Origin of the sequence: Streptomyces sp. NPDC016562, assembly GCF_043076955.1 — a bacterium.
Taxonomy (GTDB): Bacteria; Actinomycetota; Actinomycetes; order Streptomycetales; family Streptomycetaceae; genus Streptomyces.
Genome location: NZ_JBIBRZ010000001.1, coordinates 296,231 through 315,505 on the forward strand (window position 1 = coordinate 296,231; position 19,275 = coordinate 315,505).

At 71.1% G+C, this 19,275-nt stretch carries 13 protein-coding genes; 8 read left to right on the forward strand and 5 right to left on the reverse strand.

Annotated features, from left to right (window positions below; all coding sequences use genetic code 11):
- Positions 1-112 precede the first annotated feature (112 nt).
- The 5 genes from ACF059_RS01320 (at position 113) to ACF059_RS01340 (ending at position 8,692) form a co-directional block, all read left to right on the forward strand.
- Positions 113-2,107: a maltotransferase domain-containing protein gene (locus ACF059_RS01320; protein ID WP_392049923.1), complete on the forward strand. Its 1,995-nt coding sequence runs from the start codon at positions 113-115 to the stop codon at positions 2,105-2,107.
- Entirely contained in the window at positions 2,104-3,798 is a 1,695-nt protein-coding gene (treS, locus tag ACF059_RS01325) for a maltose alpha-D-glucosyltransferase (protein ID WP_360888609.1), read from the forward strand. Before ACF059_RS01320 ends, treS begins: the two co-directional genes overlap by 4 nt.
- Before the next feature lie 153 nt (positions 3,799-3,951).
- Positions 3,952-5,382, forward strand: coding sequence for a maltokinase (locus tag ACF059_RS01330; RefSeq protein WP_392049926.1), 1,431 nt, complete (start codon positions 3,952-3,954; stop codon positions 5,380-5,382).
- Positions 5,379-7,712 (forward strand): 1,4-alpha-glucan branching enzyme, encoded by a 2,334-nt coding sequence (gene glgB, locus ACF059_RS01335; RefSeq protein WP_392049929.1) that lies wholly within the window; start codon positions 5,379-5,381, stop codon positions 7,710-7,712. The genes ACF059_RS01330 and glgB overlap by 4 nt, the downstream gene beginning before the upstream one ends.
- Positions 7,713-8,068: 356 nt before the next feature.
- Entirely contained in the window at positions 8,069-8,692 is a 624-nt protein-coding gene (locus ACF059_RS01340; RefSeq protein ID WP_392049932.1) for a helix-turn-helix domain-containing protein, read from the forward strand.
- A 31-nt stretch (positions 8,693-8,723) separates the two neighbouring features.
- Here the strand turns inward: ACF059_RS01340 and ACF059_RS01345 are convergent, their stop codons facing one another.
- A complete protein-coding gene (locus ACF059_RS01345; RefSeq protein WP_366865009.1) occupies positions 8,724-9,749 on the reverse strand; it encodes an ATP-dependent 6-phosphofructokinase in 1,026 nt (341 codons plus the stop codon).
- A gap of 224 nt (positions 9,750-9,973) precedes the next feature.
- Between ACF059_RS01345 and pta the strand changes: the two genes are divergently transcribed.
- The 3 genes from pta to pyk all read left to right on the forward strand — a co-directional run bounded on the left by pta (position 9,974) and on the right by pyk (position 14,838).
- Positions 9,974-12,058, forward strand: coding sequence for a phosphate acetyltransferase (gene pta, locus ACF059_RS01350; protein WP_392049936.1), 2,085 nt, complete (start codon positions 9,974-9,976; stop codon positions 12,056-12,058).
- A gap of 59 nt (positions 12,059-12,117) precedes the next feature.
- Positions 12,118-13,338, forward strand: a complete 1,221-nt coding sequence (locus tag ACF059_RS01355; protein ID WP_392049939.1) for an acetate kinase — start codon at positions 12,118-12,120, stop codon at positions 13,336-13,338.
- A 66-nt stretch (positions 13,339-13,404) separates the two neighbouring features.
- Positions 13,405-14,838, forward strand: a complete 1,434-nt coding sequence (pyk, locus tag ACF059_RS01360) for a pyruvate kinase (RefSeq protein WP_366865012.1) — start codon at positions 13,405-13,407, stop codon at positions 14,836-14,838.
- A 91-nt stretch (positions 14,839-14,929) separates the two neighbouring features.
- Here the strand turns inward: pyk and ACF059_RS01365 are convergent, their stop codons facing one another.
- The 4 genes from ACF059_RS01365 to ACF059_RS01380 all read right to left on the reverse strand — a co-directional run bounded on the left by ACF059_RS01365 (position 14,930) and on the right by ACF059_RS01380 (position 19,165).
- Complete coding sequence (locus tag ACF059_RS01365; RefSeq protein ID WP_392049942.1) at positions 14,930-16,165, reverse strand: hypothetical protein; 1,236 nt, start codon at positions 16,163-16,165, stop codon at positions 14,930-14,932.
- On the reverse strand, positions 16,155-16,811 hold the full coding sequence (locus tag ACF059_RS01370; protein ID WP_392049945.1) for a DUF6114 domain-containing protein: 657 nt from the start codon (positions 16,809-16,811) through the stop codon (positions 16,155-16,157). The genes ACF059_RS01365 and ACF059_RS01370 overlap by 11 nt, the downstream gene beginning before the upstream one ends.
- A 113-nt stretch (positions 16,812-16,924) precedes the next feature.
- Positions 16,925-17,566, reverse strand: a complete 642-nt coding sequence (locus tag ACF059_RS01375; protein ID WP_360888579.1) for a DUF6230 family protein — start codon at positions 17,564-17,566, stop codon at positions 16,925-16,927.
- Between the two features lie 594 nt (positions 17,567-18,160).
- Entirely contained in the window at positions 18,161-19,165 is a 1,005-nt protein-coding gene (locus ACF059_RS01380) for a tetratricopeptide repeat protein (RefSeq protein WP_361938364.1), read from the reverse strand.
- Positions 19,166-19,275 lie beyond the last annotated feature (110 nt).

Genomic DNA, 19,275 nt, shown 5'->3' on the forward strand with positions numbered 1-19,275 from the left:
AGCCGTCTTCCGAGCGGCTAGAAACAGAGCGAACAGAGCGTGCACTACCAGCCGTGATACCGGTTGGCCTGTTGTCACCGAGCCCTGCGAACTGCCCCCAGGTGATCCCATCATGATCGGTCGCATTCCCGTGCTGGACGTCCGCCCCGCCGTCGACTGCGGCACCAGACCCGCCAAGGCGGTCGTGGACGAGGTCTTCGAGATCTCCGCCACCGTGTTCCGCGAGGGGCACGACGCGGTCTCCGCCCACCTCGTCCTGAGAGATCCGAGCGGGCGGCTGCGGCCCCCCGTGCCCCTGCGCGAGCTCGCCCCCGGCACCGACCGGTGGGGGGCGCGGGTGTCCGCCGACGTCGAGGGGAGGTGGACGTACGCCGTCGAGGCCTGGAGCGACCCGGTGGCCACCTGGCGCTCCCACGCCGCGATCAAGATCCCTGCGGGCATCGACACCGGGCTCGTGCTGCTGGAGGGCGCGGAGCTCTACGCGCGGGCCGGCTCCCGGATCCCCAAGCGCGACGGCCGCCAGGCCCTGCTGGCCGCCGCGGAGATCATGCGGGACGAGGACCGGCCGGCCGCGGAGCGGTACGCGGTCGCGCTCGACCCCGCGGTGGACGCGGCGCTGGCCAGGCGCCCCTACCGGGAGCTGGTCACCTCCTCCAAGCCGCTGCCGCTGGTCGTGGAGCGCAAGCGGGCCCTGTTCGGCTCCTGGTACGAGATGTTCCCGCGCTCCGAGGGCGCGGTGGTGGAGCCCGGGCGCACCCCCGTCAGCGGGACCTTCCGCACCGCCGCCGAGCGGCTGCCCGCGATCGCCGGGATGGGCTTCGACGTCGTCTACCTGCCGCCCATCCACCCGATCGGGTCCACCCACCGCAAGGGTCCCAACAACACGCTGTCGGCAGGGAGTTGGGACCCCGGTGTGCCCTGGGCCATCGGCTCGACCGAGGGCGGGCACGACGCCGTCCACCCCGAGCTCGGCACGATCGAGGACTTCGACGCCTTCGTGGCGCGCGCCCGCGAGCTGCACCTGGAGATCGCCCTGGACTTCGCCCTCCAGTGCTCCCCCGACCACCCCTGGGTGGAGAAGCACCCGGAGTGGTTCCGCCACCGCGCCGACGGGACGATCGCGTACGCGGAGAACCCGCCGAAGAAGTACCAGGACATCTACCCGATCCACTTCGACACCGACATGCCCGGCATCGTCGCGGAGACCTGCCGGATCCTGCGGTACTGGATGGAGCACGGGGTCCGCATCTTCCGCGTCGACAACCCGCACACCAAGCCGGTCGTCTTCTGGCAGAAGGTGATCGCGGACATCAACAAGACCGACCCCGACGTGATCTTCCTGGCCGAGGCCTTCACCCGGCCCGCGATGATGCGCGCGCTCGCCGCCGTCGGCTTCCAGCAGTCGTACACGTACTTCACCTGGCGCAACACCAAGGCCGAGCTCACCGAGTACCTGACCGAGCTCGCGGCCACCCCCTCGGCCTGCGTCATGCGGCCGAACTTCTTCGTCAACACCCCCGACATCCTCCACGCGTACCTCCAGCACGGGGGCCGCCCCGCCTTCGAGGTCCGCGCGGTGCTCGCCGCCACCCTCTCCCCCACCTGGGGCGTCTACGCCGGCTACGAGCTCTGCGAGAACGAGGCGGTCAAGGAGGGCAGCGAGGAGTACCTGAACTCCGAGAAGTACGAGCTGCGCCCCCGCGACTGGGCGGCCGCCGAGCGCGAGGGCCGCACCATCGCCCCTCTGATCACCACCCTCAACCGGGTGCGGCGCCAGAACCCCGCGCTCCAGCAGCTGCGCGACCTGCACTTCCATTCGACCGACAACGAACAGGTGATCGCCTATTCGAAGCACGCCGGAGCCAATTCCGTACTGGTGGTCGTCAACCTCGATCCGCACCACACCCAGGAGGCGACGGTCTCGTTGGACATGCCGGTACTCGGCCTCGACTGGCACGGGTCCCTCGCGGTGCGCGACGAGCTCACCGGCGAGACCTATCACTGGGGCAGGGCGAACTACGTGCGCCTAGAGCCGGGCCGCACGCCCGCGCACGTACTGGCCGCTCTGCGACCGTCCCCGCCCACCGGAGGGTCACCCACCACATGATGATCAACGATCCCGTCCACGACACCTTCGAGGACACCCCCGCCAAGGACCGCGATCCCGACTGGTTCAAGCGGGCCGTCTTCTACGAGGTCCTCGTCCGCTCCTTCCACGACAGCAACGGCGACGGCGTCGGGGACCTCAAGGGGCTCACCGCCAAGCTGGACTACCTCCAGTGGCTCGGCGTCGACTGCCTCTGGCTGCCGCCCTTCTTCGCCTCACCCCTCCGCGACGGGGGCTACGACGTCTCCGACTACACCTCGGTCCTCCCCGAGTTCGGCGACCTCGCCGACTTCGTGGAGTTCGTGGACGCCGCACACCAGCGCGGCATGCGGGTGATCATCGACTTCGTCATGAACCACACGAGCGACCAGCACGAGTGGTTCCAGCAGTCCCGCAAGGACCCCGAGGGCCCGTACGGCGACTACTACATGTGGGCCGACAACGACAAGCAGTACCAGGACGCCCGCATCATCTTCGTCGACACCGAGACCTCGAACTGGACGTACGACCCGCTGCGCAAGCAGTACTACTGGCACCGCTTCTTCTCCCACCAGCCGGACCTCAACTACGAGAACCCGGCCGTGGTGGAGGAGATCGTCTCCGCCCTGCGCTTCTGGCTCGACCTCGGCATCGACGGCTTCCGCCTCGACGCCGTGCCCTACCTCTACGCCGAGGAGGGCACCAACTGCGAGAACCTGCCCCGCACCCACCAGCTCCTCAAGCGGGTCCGGGCGGAGATCGACGCGCACTACCCGGACACCGTGCTGCTCGCCGAGGCCAACCAGTGGCCCGAGGACGTCGTCGACTACTTCGGGGACTACGCGAAGGGCGGGGACGAATGCCACATGGCCTTCCACTTCCCCGTCATGCCGCGCATCTTCATGGCCGTCCGAAGAGAGTCCCGCTACCCGGTCTCCGAGATCCTGGCCAAGACCCCGGCGATCCCGGACCGCTGCCAGTGGGGCATCTTCCTGCGCAACCACGACGAGCTGACCCTCGAAATGGTCACCGACGAAGAGCGCGACTACATGTACGCCGAATACGCCAAGGACCCGCGGATGCGGGCCAACATCGGCATCCGGCGCCGGCTCGCCCCGCTCCTGGACAACGACCGCAACCAGATCGAGCTGTTCACCGCCCTGCTGCTGTCCCTGCCCGGCTCGCCGATCCTCTACTACGGCGACGAGATCGGCATGGGCGACAACATCTGGCTGGGCGACCGCGACGGCGTGCGCACCCCGATGCAGTGGACCCCGGACCGCAACGCCGGTTTCTCCTCGTGCGATCCGGGCAGGCTGAACCTGCCGGTCATCATGGACCCGGTCTACGGGTACCAGGTCACCAATGTGGAGGCGGCCTCGGCTTCGCCCTCCTCGCTGCTGCACTGGACCCGCCGGCTGATCGAGATCCGCAAGGCGAACCCCGCCTTCGGACTCGGCTCGTACACCGAGCTGCCCTCGTCCAACCCGGCCGTGCTCGCGTTCCTGCGCGATTTCGGGGACGACCAGGTGCTGTGCGTGCACAACTTCTCGCGCTTCGCGCAGCCCACCGAGCTCGACCTGCAGTCGTTCAACGGGCGGGTCCCGGTGGAGCTCACGGGTGACGTGCGCTTCCCGCCGATCGGCGAGTGGCCGTACCTGCTGACGCTGGCGGGACACGGTTTCTACTGGTTCCGGCTGCGCAAGGAATAGCCGCGCGTACGGGGCGGGTCACTCGGATGGGTCAAGCGCCCGCCCCTGTACGGATCATCCTGACCCGACACTCGCACATGCCGGATAAGCAACTGCCGCGCATCCGGGACACTCTGCGCATTCTGTGACGGCCCGGGGAAAGGACGCGACGCCATGTCGGAGGCTGCATCCGCCCGGAGCCGGCTCACGGCCGACCGGGCCGCCGGGATCGGCCCGCTGGAACCGATGCTGAGGGCCTGGCTGCCCGCCCAGCGCTGGTTCGCGGGCAAGGGCCGCGCGATCGAACGGCTCAGGACCGTCTCGGCGGCCGAGCTGCTGCCGCCGGGCTCCACCCCCGGACTGCTGCACCTGCTCCTCGACGTCGACGGGGACTGCTACCAACTGCTGCTCGGGATCCGCCCGTCCCTGCCGCCCGCGCTCGCCCCCACCCTGATCGGGCAGGCCGAGCACGGACCCTACGCCGGCCGGGTGGTCTACGAGGCGCTGGGCGACCCCCGGCTCGCGGCCATGCTGCTGGAGCGGCTGCGCTCGCCGGGCGCACTGGGCCCGCTGCGCTTCGACCGGGACCCGGGCACGGAGATCCCGGCCGCCCTCACGCCCCGGCCGCTGTCGGGCGAGCAGACGAACTCCTCGCTCATCTACGGAGATTCGTTCATCCTGAAGGTGTTCCGCCGGGTCGGCCCCGGGGTCAACCCGGACCTGGAGCTGCCCAGAGCGCTGGCCGCCGCCGGCTGCACCCGCGTCCCGGCGCCCGTCGCCTGGTACGAGGCCGAGCTGCCCGGCAGCGAGCCGCTGACCCTGGGAGTGCTCCAGCCGTATCTGCGCGGCTCCGACGACGGCTGGCAGCTCGCGCTGCGCCGGCTCGACGCCGGTGGCGATTTCACCGCCGAGGCGCACGCGCTCGGCCGGGCCACCGCCGAGGTGCACAGCGCGCTCGCCGCGGCCCTGCCCACCGTCGCGCTCGGCGCCGAGCAGACCGCCCGGCTGGCCGCCGGGATGACGGCGCGGCTCGCCGCCACCGCCCGGGAGGTGCCCGCGCTGCGGCCCTACGAGGCGGGGCTGCGGGGGGCCTTCGACGCGCTGGCGGCCTCCCGGGGGGCGGGGGTACCGGCCCAGCGGATCCACGGGGACCTCCATCTGGGTCAGACCCTGCGCACCCTCGACGGCAGCTGGTCGTTGATCGACTTCGAGGGCGAGCCGGCCAGGCCGCTGGCCGACCGGCGCCGTCCGGAACCGGCGGTCCGCGACATCGCCGGGATACTGCGCTCCTTCGACTACGCCGCCCGCTCCCACCGGCCGTTCGCCCCCGCCTGGGCGGACGACTGCCGGGCCGCCTTCTGCGAGGGCTACGCCCGCACCACGGGCCGCGACCCCCGCGAGGACCCCGTACTGCTGCGCGCGTACGAGACCGACAAGGCGGTGTACGAGGCCCGGTACGAGTTCCGGCACCGCCCCGACTGGCTGCACGTCCCGATGGCCGCGATCCGGCGGCTCTCGGAGCCGCAGCGCCCCGCCCACCGCATGCCCCCGTCCACCCCGGGGGTCACCCCCCGACCGAAGCCCCCGAGGAGGCCGCTCGCGTGAGCGCCGCACGACAGCCGTCACCGACCGTCCGCGCCGAAGCCGCAACCGTCCCGGCCGCCCCGGCCGACCCGGGCCCCGCGGCCGACCCGGCGGGAGCGTCCGCCCCGAAGAAGGCCCGCGCGCCCCGGGCCCGCAGCGCCGCCCCGTCCCACGGGGTCCGGCGGGCGCCCGCGCTCGGCGGGGAGGAGCGGGCGCGCCTGCTGGAGGGCCGCCACCACGATCCGCACGCCGTGCTGGGCGCCCGCACCCAGCGCGACGGGGTGATCTTCCGCGTGCTGCGCCCCTACGCCAAGGCGGTCTGCGTCGTCGCCAAGGGGCTGCGGGCCGAGCTGTTCGACGACGGCGACGGGCTGTTCTCCGGCCTGCTGCCACTGAGCGCGGTCCCGGAGTACCGGCTGCTGGTGACGTACGACGGCGCCGAGGTGGAGGTGCACGACCCGTACCGGTTCCTGCCCGCCCTCGGCGAGCTGGACCTGCACCTGATCGGCGAGGGCCGCCACGAGCAGCTGTGGAAGGCGCTGGGCGCCCAGCCGATGGAGCACCAGGGCGTGGCGGGGACCCGCTTCACCGTCTGGGCGCCGAACGCGCAGGGGGTGCGGGTCGCCGGGGACTTCTCGTACTGGGACCCCACCGCCCACCCGATGCGTTCGCTCGGCGCGACGGGCGTGTGGGAGCTGTTCCTGCCCGGCGTGGAGGCCGGCGCGCTCTACAAGTACGACATCGCACGCCCGGACGGCAGCCACACCCTGCGCGCCGACCCGATGGCCCGGTCCGCGGAGGTGCCCCCGGCGACCGCCTCGGTGGTCACCGCCTCCCGGTACGAATGGCAGGACGCGGCGTGGATGGAGCGGCGCGGCGACCGGCCCCCGCACCAGGCCCCCTTCTCGGTGTACGAGGTGCACCTGGCCTCCTGGCGGCCCGGGCTCTCCTACCGCCAGCTCGCCGAGCAGCTCCCGGCGTACGTGAAGGAGCTGGGCTTCACGCACGTGGAGCTGATGCCGGTCGCCGAGCACCCCTTCGGCGGCTCGTGGGGCTACCAGGTCACCGGTTTCTACGCCCCGACCTCGCGGATGGGCTCCCCGGACGACTTCCGCCTCCTCGTGGACTCACTGCACCAGGCCGGGATCGGGGTGATCGTCGACTGGGTGCCCGCGCACTTCCCGCGTGACGAGTGGGCGCTCGCGGAGTTCGACGGGCGGCCGCTGTACGAGCACCAGGACCCGCGGCGGGCCGCGCACCCGGACTGGGGGACGCTGGAGTTCGACTACGGGCGCAAGGAGGTCCGCAACTTCCTCGTCGCCAACGCCGTCTACTGGTGCGAGGAGTTCCACATCGACGGGCTGCGCGTGGACGCGGTGGCCTCGATGCTCTACCTCGACTACTCGCGCCAGGAGGGCGAGTGGAGCCCGAACGAGCACGGCGGGCGGGAGAACCTGGACGCGGTGGCCTTCCTCCAGGAGATGAACGCCACGGTCTACCGGCGCTGCCCGGGCGTCGTGACGATCGCGGAGGAGTCCACGGCGTGGACGGGCGTGACGCTGCCGACGGACGCCGGCGGGCTCGGCTTCGGCCTGAAGTGGAACATGGGCTGGATGCACGACACGCTGCGCTACCTGTCGAAGGAGCCGGTGCACCGCAAGTACCACCACCACGACATGACCTTCGGCATGGTCTACGCCTACAGCGAGAACTTCGTCCTGCCGATCTCGCACGACGAGGTGGTGCACGGCAAGAACGCGCTGGTGTCCAAGATCCCCGGCGGGGACTGGTGGCAGCAACGGGCCTCGCACCGGGCCTACCTGGGCTTCATGTGGGCCCATCCGGGCAAGCAACTGCTGTTCATGGGGCAGGAGTTCGCCCAGGGCTCGGAGTGGTCGGAGCAGCACGGGCCGGACTGGTGGGTGCTGGACGACTCCTACGTGGCGGCCGGTGACCACCGGGGCGTGCGCACCCTGGTGCGCGATCTGAACCGCGCCTACGCGGCGGCGCCCGCACTGTGGGAGCGGGACAGCGTGCCGGAGGGCTTCGCGTGGGTGGAGGCGGACGCCGCGGAGGACAACGTCTTCGCCTTCCTCCGGTACGCGCAGGACGGCTCGCCGCTGCTCGCGGTGTCGAACTTCTCGCCGGTGGTCCGCCACGGCTACCGGCTCGGGGTTCCGCAGGAGGTCCCGCAGTGGCGGGAGGTCCTCAACACCGACCTGGAGGTCTACGGGGGCAGCGGCATCCACCACGCGCAGCCGCTGCGGCCCGAGCCGGTGCCGGCGCAGGGCCGCCCGGTGAGCCTGCGCCTGACGCTTCCGCCCCTGGCGACGCTCTGGTTCAGGCCGTAGCGTCCGCCGCGGGCGCGAGCGGGGCCCCCGCCACCCCCGTATGCGGGGGCCCCTTGAAGGTGCACGGACGGGAGAGGTGTCCGGTTCACATCGTGTGGAAGGTGTGACGGCTCTTGCGTCGGCGGGCATTGGCTGGAACCGTACCCATGGAAAGGATCTTCGAGCGCACCGGTTACCGGACAGTCGCCGCAGAACCCGGCGAAAGCCCCCACGCTTCCTAGGACGTTCCTACGAGGTATGGGCTTGTTTGTTTGGTCTGTAGGCGCCGCAGCCCGGCCACTCCTACCGTGTGCCCTGTGCACTCCAGCCCACCTTTCAATGCCCCCGCCGCGCGTCGTCTCCGCGCGGCCCTGGGCATGGCTCCCGGACATGTCGCCTACGGCCTGCGCGCCCAGTACGGACTCGTCGTCGCGCCCGAGACCGTGCTGGCGTGGGAGCGTGGCGAGATATCGCCCTCCTCCGTCGAGCTCACGGCGCTCGCCGGCGTCCTGTGGTGCTCTCCCGGGGAGCTGCTCGCCGAGCCGGTCACCCTGCGGGAGCACCGGATCTCGCGGGGGCTGGCAGCGGACGAGCTGGCCCGCAGGATCGGGCTGGACACGCCCTCGTACCAGAAGATGGAGGACACCGGCCGCTGGCGGGGCAACGAGCGGCAGTCCGCCGCCCTGGCGAGCGTGCTGGGTCTGACGCTGGCCCAGTTCGTGACGGCGACCGGCAAGCACGAGGAGCTGGCCGACCTGCTGCGCAGTGCGGTGACCACGCGCTGGCAGGCGTACGTGAAGCCGCTGGGCAAGCTGCTGCCGATCCCCAAGGCGCACCTGGAGCGGGTGCTGGAGCAGCTGCACGGGGAGTACCAGTCGCGGATGGTCGCGACGCTCAGCTGGGGCGGCGGCCAGGGCGAGGCCGGCAACGGCGACTCGGGCCGGGAGTTCCTCGGCGGGATCGTGGACCGCTTCTGGCACGTGGCGGGCGGTGCGGCGTAGGCCGCGTCGCGGCCTGGAACGCCGACGCGGCCTAGAACACCGACTCGGCCTCGTACATGCGGTTCTCGGGGACGGTCTTCAGCTCGGTGACCGCGTGGGCGAGGGGGGCCATCACGATGTCGGTGCCGCGCAGGGCGGTCATGTTGCCGAAGTCGCCGCGGTGGACGGCCTCGACGGCGTGCCAGCCGAAGCGGGTCGCCAGGACGCGGTCGTACGCGGTGGGGGTGCCGCCGCGCTGGACGTGGCCCAGGATGACGGGGCGGGCCTCCTTGCCGAGGCGGTGCTCCAGCTCCACCGCGAGACGGTTGCCGATGCCGGCGAAGCGTTCGTGACCGTACTGGTCGATCGCCCCCTTCTCGTACGGCATGGAGCCCTCGGCCGGGTGCGCGCCCTCGGCGACGCAGATGACGGCGAACTTCTTGCCGCGCGCGAAGCGTTCCTCCACCATCTTCACCAGGGCGTCCACCTCGAAGGGGCGCTCCGGCAGGCAGATCCCGTGGGCGCCGCCGGCCATGCCGGACTCCAGGGCGATCCAGCCCGCGTGGCGGCCCATGACCTCGACGACCATCACGCGCTGGTGCGATTCGGCGGTGGTCTTGAGGCGGTCGATGGCCTCGGTGGCGACCATGACGGCGGTGTCGAAGCCGAAGGTGCGGTCGGTGGAGGAGATGTCGTTGTCGATGGTCTTCGGTACGCCGACGACCGGCATCCCGGCGTCCGACAGCATCCGGGAGGCGGTCAGGGTGCCCTCGCCGCCGATCGGGATGAGGGCGTCGATGCCGTAGCGCGTCGCCAGCTCCTGCGCGTTCTCGGCGGCTTCGTGGAGGCGGGCGCGCTCCATGCGGGCCGAACCGAGGATGGTGCCGCCGCGGGCGAGGATGCCGCTGACGGCGTTGATGTCCAGGGGGCGGTAGTGGCCGTCGAGCAGGCCCTTGAACCCGTCCTCGAAACCGATGACCTCGTCCCCGTGGCCGACCAGGGCGCGGTGTACGACCGACCGGATGACAGCGTTGAGGCCCGGGCAGTCGCCTCCTGCGGTGAGTACTCCGATACGCATCGTCCTGTGTCTCCTGCCGTACATATGAAGGGCGTATTGGTGAAGCGTGTCCGATTCTTCCACGGGGCAGGGGGGCCGCGCGCTTTCCGCAGCTCCGCCCCGCGGGCCTTTCGGCCCTCCCGGGCGGGCCTTTTCCCGGGCGGCGCCCTAGCTACTGGCAGAGGTATTGTCAAGGGGTCGGGCGAGATCAAACAGACATTCACACCACGGGACGGAGAGCGGGCGTGACGCGCAGCGTGTACGTGACCGGTATCGAGCGGGGGGACGGCCGGCAGGTCGTCGAACTGGGGATCATGGAGCTCCTGACGCGGCAGACCGGCCGGGTCGGTGTCTACCGTCCGCTGCTCCACGACGCCCCCGACCGGCTCTTCGACCTCCTCAAGGCCCGCTACCGGATCGACCAGGACGCCGCGACGGCCCACGGGATGGACTACCAGGAGGCCTCGACGATCCTGGCCGAGAAGGGTACCGACGAGCTCGTCTCCCGCCTCGTCGACCGCTACCACCGGGTGGCCCGCGACTACGAGGTCATGCTGGTCCTGGGCACCGACTACGCGCACACCAACCTCCCCGACGAGCTGGCGCTCAACGCCCGCATCGCCAACGAGCTGGGCGCGGTCGTCGTCCCCGTCGTGGGCGCCACCGCGCAGCCGGCCGAGGCCGCGCGCGCCGAGACCCGCAACGCCTACCGGGCGTACGAGAGCCTGGGCTGCCACGTCGTCGCGATGGTCGTCAACCGGGTGGCCGCCCAGGACCGCGAGGACATAGCCGGGCGGCTGGCCGTCCAGCTGCCCGTGCCCTGCTACGTGCTGCCGGACGACAAGTCGCTGTCCGCCCCGACCGTCGCCGAGATCACCCGGGCGCTCGGCGGCGAGGTGCTCCTCGGCGACGACGCCGGGCTGGCCCGGGACGCCCTGGACTTCGTCTTCGGCGGCGCCATGCTGCCGAACTTCCTGAACGCCCTGACCCCCGGCTGCCTGGTCGTCACCCCCGGGGACCGCTCCGACCTGGTCGTCGGCGCGCTGGCCGCGCACGCCTCGGGCACCCCGCCGATCGCCGGGGTGCTGCTCACCTTGAACGAGCGCCCCACCCGGGAGGTCCTGACGCTGGCCTCCAAGCTGGCGCCGGGCACCCCCGTGGTGTCGGTCGCCGGGAACAGCTTCCCCACCGCGGCGGAACTCTTCGCCCTGCAGAGCAGGTTGAACTCCGCGACCCCGCGCAAGCTGGAGACGGCGCTCGGCCTGTTCGAGCGTCACGTGGACACGGCCGAACTGCGCGACCTGCTGTCGGTGGCCCGCTCGGAGCGCGTCACCCCGATGATGTTCGAGCACGAGCTGCTGGAGCGGGCCCGGGCGGAGCGCCGGCGAGTCGTCCTGCCCGAGGGCACGGAGGAGCGCGTGCTGCGCGCCGCGGACGTGGTGCTGCGCCGCGGCGTCTGCGAGCTGACCCTGCTGGGCGAGGAGCAGGCGATCCTGAAGAAGGCCGGCGACCTCGGCGTCGACATCTCGGGCGCCCAGATCATCGACCCGGCGACCTCGCCGCTGCGGGAGGGTTTCGCCGAGTACTACGCCCAGGTCCGCGCCCACAAGGGCATGACCGTCGAGCTGGCGGCCGACGTGGTCACCGACGTCAACTACTTCGGCACCCTGATGGTCCAGCGGGGCCTGGCCGACGGCATGGTCTCCGGCTCGGTGCACTCCACCGCCGCCACCATCCGCCCCGCCTTCGAGATCATCAAGACCAAGCCGGACGCCTCCATCGTCTCCTCGGTCTTCTTCATGTGCCTGGCCGACGAGGTCCTCGTCTACGGGGACTGCGCGGTCAATCCGGACCCGGGCGCCGAGCAGCTCGCCGACATCGCCGTCCAGTCGGCCGCCACCGCCGCCGCCTTCGGCGTCGAGCCGCGGATCGCGATGCTCTCGTACTCGACCGGCACCTCGGGCAGCGGCGCGGACGTGGACAAGGTCCGCAAGGCCACCGAGATCGTCCGCGAGCAGCGCCCCGACCTGGCCGTCGAGGGGCCGATCCAGTACGACGCGGCCGTGGAGCCCTCGGTCGCCGCGACCAAGCTGCCCGGGTCCGAGGTGGCCGGGCGGGCCACCGTGCTGATCTTCCCCGACCTCAACACCGGCAACAACACGTACAAGGCGGTGCAGCGCTCGGCCGGCGCGGTCGCCGTCGGACCGGTCCTCCAGGGCCTGCGCAAGCCGGTCAACGACCTCTCGCGCGGTGCGCTCGTCCAGGACATCGTCACCACCGTGGCGATCACCGCGATCCAGGCACAGGGCGCGCCGGCGCCCACCGCCTGACCTCCCTCCCCTCCCCCTGCCCCTGCCCCTCCCCGTCCGTGAAAGGGAAAGACCCCACCGTGACCGCATCGCGCGTACTCGTCCTCAACTGCGGCTCCTCGTCGCTCAAGTACCAGCTCCTCGACATGGCCGACCGGTCCCGTCTCGCCGTCGGCCTGGTGGAGCGCATCGGCGAGGAGGGCTCCCGGCTGGTGCACGAGCCGCTGACCGGGCCGGGCGCCGAGGGCGGCAAGCGGGAGACGCCGACCCCGATCGCGGACCACGCGGACGCGCTGCGGGCCGTGGCGGCGGAGCTCGCCGCCGACGGAACGGGCCTGGACTCCCCCGACCTGGCGGCGGTGGGCCACCGGGTCGTGCACGGCGGGACGCGGTTCACGCGGCCGACGGTGATCGACGACGAGGTGCTGGCGGAGATCCGCGCGCTGATCCCCCTGGCTCCGCTGCACAACCCGGCGAACGTGACGGGCATCGAGGTGGCGCGCTCGCTGCGCGCGGACCTCCCGCAGGTCGCCGTCTTCGACACCGCCTTCCACGCGACGATCCCCGAGTACGCGGCGCGGTACGCGATCGACGCCGCGACCGCCGACAAGTACGCCATCCGGCGGTACGGCTTCCACGGCACCTCCCACGCCTACGTGTCCCGGGCGACGGCCGCGCTGCTCGGCAGGCCGGTGGAGGACGTGAACGTGATCGTCCTGCACCTGGGCAACGGCGCCTCCGCCTCGGCCGTCCGCGGCGGGGTGTGCGTGGAGACCTCGATGGGGCTGACGCCCCTGGAGGGTCTGGTCATGGGGACCCGTTCGGGCGACCTCGATCCGGCGGTCGTCTTCCACCTGGCGCGGGTGGGCGGCCTCTCAGTGGATGAGATCGATTCGCTCCTGAACAAGAAGAGCGGTCTGCTGGGCATGTGCGGCGACAACGACATGCGCGAGGTGCTGCGGCGGGCGGGCGAGGGGGACGAGGCGGCGAGCCTCGCCTTCTCGGCGTACGTGCACCGGCTGAAGAAGTACATCGGGGCGTACTCGGCGGTGCTCGGGCGGGTGGACGCGGTGGCGTTCACGGCCGGGGTCGGCGAGAACGCCCCCCGGGTCCGCGAAGCCGCGCTGGAGGGCCTGGCCGAGCTGGGCCTCGTACTGGACCCGCAGGCCAACGCGGCGCGCTCCCCGCGGCCGCGGCTGGTCTCGGCGGACGGTGCGCGGGTGGCCGTCGCGGTGGTCCCGACCGATGAGGAACTGGAGATCGCCACCCAGGCGTACGCGCTCGTTACCGAGACCCCGTAGCCACATCTTGGACTTTCCACCAGACGGAATATTCCACTGCGAAACAAACCCGATAGGATCCGCTCCATGCGCCGTTCCAAAATCGTCTGCACGCTGGGCCCCGCCGTCGACTCGTATGAGCAGCTGAAAGCGCTCATCGAGGCAGGTATGAACGTGGCCCGATTCAACTTCAGCCACGGATCCCAGGCAGAACACCAGGAGCGGTACGACCGCGTCCGGAAGGTCTCCGAGGACACCGGGCGCGCCGTCGGCGTCCTCGCCGACCTCCAGGGCCCGAAGATCCGTCTGGAGACCTTCGCCGAGGGTCCCGTCGAGCTGGTGCGCGGTGACGAGTTCACCATCACCACCGAGGACGTCCCGGGCGACAAGTCCATCTGCGGAACCACCTACAAGGGCCTGCCCGGCGACGTCGCCAAGGGGGACCAGGTCCTGATCAACGACGGCAACGTCGAGCTGCGGGTGACCGAGGTCGAGGGCCCCCGGGTCAAGACCATCGTCATCGAGGGCGGTGTCATCTCGGACCACAAGGGCATCAACCTGCCGGGCGCCGCCGTCAACGTCCCCGCCCTGTCGGAGAAGGACGTCGACGACCTGCGCTTCGCCCTGCGGATGGGCTGCGACATGGTCGCCCTGTCCTTCGTCCGCGACGCCAACGACGTCAAGGACGTCCACAAGGTCATGGACGAGGAGGGCCGCCGGGTCCCCGTCATCGCCAAGGTGGAGAAGCCCCAGGCCGTCGAGAACATGGAGGCCGTGGTCGCGGCCTTCGACGCGGTCATGGTGGCCCGCGGCGACCTCGCCGTCGAGTACCCGCTCGAAAAGGTCCCGATGGTCCAGAAGCGGCTCATCGAGATGTGCCGCCGCAACGCCAAGCCGGTGATCGTCGCGACCCAGATGATGGAGTCGATGATCACCAACTCCCGCCCGACGCGCGCGGAGGCCTCCGACGTGGCCAACGCGATCCTCGACGGCGCGGACGCGGTCATGCTGTCGGCCGAGTCCTCGGTCGGCGCCTACCCGATCGAGACCGTCAAGACGATGTCGAAGATCGTCACGGCGGCCGAGGAGGAGCTCCTGTCCAAGGGCCTGCAGCCGCTGGTCCCGGGCAAGAAGCCCCGTACCCAGGGCGGCTCCGTCGCCCGCGCGGCCTGCGAGATCGCGGACTTCCTCGACGGCAAGGCGCTCATCGCCTTCACCCAGTCCGGAGACACGGCCCGCCGCCTGTCGCGCTACCGCGCCACGCAGCCGATCCTGGCCTTCACCACGGACGTCAACACCCGCAACCAGCTCACGCTGAGCTGGGGCGTCGACTCGTACGTGGTCCCCCACGTGGACACCACCGACGCGATGGTCGACCTGGTGGACGGTGAGCTGCTGAAGCTGGGCCGCTACGACCAGGGCGACACCATGGTCATCACGGCCGGCTCGCCCCCCGGCGTCCCGGGCACCACCAACATGGTCCGGGTCCACCACCTGGGCGGCGACGCCCCGCAGGCCTGACCGACCTCTGCCGCACAGAGACCGAGGGCGGCGCCCCGCATCACTGCGGGGCGCCGCCCTCGGTGTTTCGCCTGTGGTGGGCCGTACGGGACTACTCGGGCGGGCCGATGTAGTTCTTCAGGCCCGGCACCGTGAGGGTGCCGCCGAACTGGCCGGCCTGGACGACCTTGACGTCCGTGAAGAACGCGAAGGGGACGTTCAGGGGCGGCGGGCTGTTCGGGGTGAACTCGATCGGGATCAGACCGAACAGGTTGCCCTTGAGGCTCTCGGTGTACATCGTCACCGTGCCCCCGCGGATCTTGGACGTGGAGCCCGGGCGGGACTTCAGGTGGGCGACGTGCCCCTCCTTGCCGACCGTCTGGTACAGGTCCTTGATGTCCAGCGAGTCCGCGGTGAACTTCAGGACCTTCTTGATCTTGCCGCTGCCCGTCTTGACCTCGACGATGCCGTGGTAGTCCAGGCCGTAGAGGGTCAGCATCGAGCTGTCGAGGTACCAGGGCTCGTCCGGCAGGAGCGGGACGCCCTGCTCCAGTTCGGCGTCGGCGAGCGCCTTGGCGTCGTAGGTCGGGCAGGGGAAGGGCTGCTTCCCGTCCGGGTCCTTCTTCGCCTCGTCCTCGTCCTCGGCCGCCTTGCCCGTCTCGTCCTTCGGGGTCTTCGCGGTGTCCTTGACCTCGTCGGACAGGTCCGCGACGTCGACGCCCGCCTTCTTCGCCGCGTCACGGATCGCGTCCGCGGTCGGGTCGGGGGTCGGCGTGGCGGTCTTGGAGGCGGTGGGCGTCGGCGTCGGCGTGGGCGTCGGCGTGGCCTTCGGGTCCTGGAGCGGGCGGCCGAGTTCGTCGACGAGCCCCTTGAGCGCGTCGCCGAGGCCCAGCGGGTCCAGCGGGTTCACGGTCTTGGTGGGCGACGGCGAGGCGGCCGGGGCCGTCTGGTTCGTCGTCGCGGGCTTGGTCGCCGACGGGGACGTGCTCGGCTGCGGCTTCGCGGACGCGGACGGCGAGGGGGTCGCGCTGGGCGACGCACTCGGCGAGGACGTCGTCGAAGGCGTCGGGGACGGCGACTTGGACTCGCTCTGCGCGGGTTCGTCGGACCGCGTGACGCACGGTCCGGGCGCGAAGGGTATCTCCGTCTCGTCGGCCATCGCCAGCTTCGGCGCGATGCCCATCCCGACGAACACCGCGGTCGGCATCGCCGCCAGGGCCATCGTCTTGCCGACGGGTATCTGGAACTTGTTCAGCAGCGACTTCTTCGGCGCCGCGTGGCGCGGCCCCTTGATCTCACGGGACTCTGCGCCGGGGGCCACGCCCCGCTGCGTCTCGTCACCCCGCACTGTTCCTCCCGCCATCGGCGTGGGCAGTCGTCTCGCTCGCGTGTGCAGGCGTTTCCGTGTCGCGCTGTCCCGGGAAGCCCTGGGGACCGGCCGCGGCGGTCATGCCGTCGTTCATGCCGTGCATGCCGTTCATGCCGTGCATCCCGGCCATGCCCGGGCCCGCCATGCCCGCCATCGCCTCCGTCTTGCCCAGGCCGGCCGCGGCCGGCTGACGGTCCGCGGGCTCCTCGTCCGCCGGCGGCGCCGGGACCCACGACAGCGCGAGGGCGCCGCCGATCAGGGCGGGTACGAAGCCGAGGCCGAAGCCGCCGAGGTTGGACACCGGCAGGGACACCAGGGCCAGCAGGATCGAGGCGACCCCGGCGAAGACGCGGATGCTCTGCTGGAACCAGAGGGCCAGGCCCAGGGTGATGAGCAGGACCCCGATGATCAGGGCTCCGGCACCACCGGTGGTGGCCATGGCGAGGCTGAGGTTGCCCAGGCGGAGGTCGGCGTACGGGAAGTACGCGATCGGGAAGCCACTGACGAACGTGAACAGCCCGGCCCAGAAGGGGCGGTGTCCGCGCCAGGCACGGAAGTGGTAGTACACCACGGTGAGCCAGGCGTCGTCTTCTGCGCGAACGTAAACCGGGGCCTGGGGGTTCATGGACAACAGCTCCCTGGAAACGGTGGTACTTGAGAACTCGGTGGAGCCCGGCCGGGCGGGCGGCGACGAGGGTCGGCGTCGCCCGCCCGGCCGGTCACGCGTCAGGACGGACGTCAGTCCTTGATGTCCTGGTAGCACGGCTGGTCGCCGCCGAGCAGACGCAGCTTCAGGTCGGGAAGCTTGAACGTGCCCGCCGTGGTCGCCCACGCCTTCTGGCGCACGTTCGTCAGGATCGCCTTGTCGGCGCGCTGCGAGAACGCGTACGGGCTGGCGACCGTGCCGGCCTGCGGCTTGGTCTTGTGGCTCGGGTCACCGACCGCGACACCGATGTCCAGGTTCTTGAACTCGGCGTCGGTGTCGAGCTCCGCGACATCCAGGTAGATGTTGTCGGCGACGGCCGGCTTGCCCTTGTGACCGGTGCGCAGCTGCAGCGTGATGTTGCCCAGCGGCGTGGGCGTCACCAGTGACTGGCACATGTTGGTGATTTCCGCGTGGCTGAACCCGGAGATGGTGACCGGGTGCTTCTGCGGGTTGCCCTTGAGGTCGTGCCCCTCGGCGATACCGCCGTACTGAATGAGGTTGTCACCGTCGAGCTTGTCGGCCGAGACCTTGAAGTCCTGGCCGGAGACGCTGAAGGACGCCGCGAGGGCACCCTGCGCCAGACCCACACCGACCGCGGCCGTGGCCGCGATGCTCGGCACCATGACGAGCGCGAAGCGCTTCCATCTGGTCCCACCACGAACCTGAGAACTCATTTCGTTCCTCCTTCTCGGACGTACATCTCCGGTCCGGGCCGTGCCCGTCCTGGGATGGGAGAAGTGCTACGTCCTCGGGAAGGAGCGCAGGCGGCCGAGCCGCGGCTGTGCCACGTCCGGTACACCGGCGATCACCCCCGAGCGACAACCACTGGGCCACGCGTTCGCGCAACCTGAGGACAGGCCCCGCCGCTGTGGCGGAGACCCCCCTGTCCCACGGCCGGTGCCACTGCCACCGGCCGGCTCGGTGGGGACCCTTCACCGCGGCTCCGAGTGAGCGGCTCTGCGGGAAGGACCGAGCGTGGCCGATCGTGGTCCATTCCCGGCCAGGGCACAAGGGGGTTCGTTACTGGCGGGTAACGGCCAGATAACCGGGGGACGACCCACTGCCGTCGGGCAGCGACACAGTGTGTCACCAAGGGCCACGACAGACCGGTGGAAGAGTGAACACACCGGACAGTTCACGGGGTTCGATTTACTGCGAGTAACAGCGGCCGCGATTGCCAAGTTTTGGCAAAGTGCGGCCGCTGTTTATCTCCGTGTCAACAGATCGGGTGCTTTGCGGCCCCCTTGCCGGGGCCCGTTCCCGTCGCTCTAGAAGAGCACCCGCGCCAGCGCCGTACGCGCCGCGGACACCCTCGGGTCGTCCGCGCCGATCACCTCGAACAGCTCCAGCAGGCGCAGCCGCACGGCGTCCCGGTCCTCACCGAACGTCACGCGCACGGTGTCCACCAGACGCCCGAAGGCGTCCTCCACGTGACCGCCGGCCAGGTCCAGGTCGGCCGCGGCGATCTGGGCCGCCGGGTCGCGCGGGTTCTCGGCCGCCGCGGCACGCACCGCCTGCGGGTCCATGTGCTGGACGCGGGCGAGCAGTTCGGCCTGGGCCAGACCCATCGCGGCCTCGGTGTTGCCCGGGTCGTCCGCGAGGACGTTCTTGTACGCCTGCACGGCGCCGCCCAGGTCACCGGCGTCGAGCGCGTCGACGGCCGCCTCCAGCAGGGCGTCGTGCGGGCTGACCGGAACCGGGGCCTCGGCGTCGGAGACGGCGGCGGTCCCGGTGGCGTTCGCGTCCACCTCGATGCCGAGGATCCCGAAGCGCTCCTCGGCGACCTGGACGAGCTGCGCGAAGGTCTCGCGGATCTGCTGCTCGGGGACGGCGCCCTGGAACAGCGGCAGCACCTGCCCGGCGACCACGGCGAAGACGGCCGGAATGCCCTGGATGCCGAACTGCTGCATCAGCATCTGGTTGGCGTCGACGTCGATCTTGGCCAGCACGAGGCGGCCGTTCGCCTCGATCGTCAGGCGCTCCAGCAGCGGTCCGAGCTGCTTGCACGGCTGGCACCACTCGGCCCAGAAGTCCAGGACGACCGGGACCTCGGCGGAGAGCTGGATCACGTCGCGTTCGAAACCGGCCTCGTCGACGTCGATCACGAGGGCGGACGGCGGCACGGCGCCGGCGGCCGGAACCGCCCCGCCACCCTGGCCGGCCTGGCGCGCCGCTTCGGCGCGGGCCTGCTCGGCCTTGGCCTTGGCCTCGCCGGCCGCCTTCACCGCGGCGAGGTCGACGACGCCGCTCATGGACATGTTTCTGGGCTGCATGCGTACATCCTCCCCCGTGTGCGCGCGCCGACGAAAAAGATCGCGTGAATTGGCCGTACTCTCGCGTTGGCCGGATCGTGCTGTGGAACGGCGGCGCCGGGTCCCCACCT

What these genes read in the sequence shown, in the direction of transcription:
- pyk (WP_366865012.1), top strand. Translation starts at nt 13,405, where the DNA reads ATGCGCCGTTCCAAAATCGTCTGCACGCTGGGCCCCGCCGTCGACTCG.
- ACF059_RS01320 (WP_392049923.1), top strand. Translation starts at nt 113, where the DNA reads ATGATCGGTCGCATTCCCGTGCTGGACGTCCGCCCCGCCGTCGACTGC.
- ACF059_RS01380 (WP_361938364.1), bottom strand. Translation starts at nt 19,165, where the DNA reads ATGCAGCCCAGAAACATGTCCATGAGCGGCGTCGTCGACCTCGCCGCG.
- ACF059_RS01340 (WP_392049932.1), top strand. Translation starts at nt 8,069, where the DNA reads ATGGCTCCCGGACATGTCGCCTACGGCCTGCGCGCCCAGTACGGACTC.
- treS (WP_360888609.1), top strand. Translation starts at nt 2,104, where the DNA reads ATGATGATCAACGATCCCGTCCACGACACCTTCGAGGACACCCCCGCC.
- ACF059_RS01345 (WP_366865009.1), bottom strand. Translation starts at nt 9,749, where the DNA reads ATGCGTATCGGAGTACTCACCGCAGGAGGCGACTGCCCGGGCCTCAAC.
- ACF059_RS01370 (WP_392049945.1), bottom strand. Translation starts at nt 16,811, where the DNA reads ATGAACCCCCAGGCCCCGGTTTACGTTCGCGCAGAAGACGACGCCTGG.
- ACF059_RS01375 (WP_360888579.1), bottom strand. Translation starts at nt 17,566, where the DNA reads ATGAGTTCTCAGGTTCGTGGTGGGACCAGATGGAAGCGCTTCGCGCTC.
- ACF059_RS01330 (WP_392049926.1), top strand. Translation starts at nt 3,952, where the DNA reads ATGTCGGAGGCTGCATCCGCCCGGAGCCGGCTCACGGCCGACCGGGCC.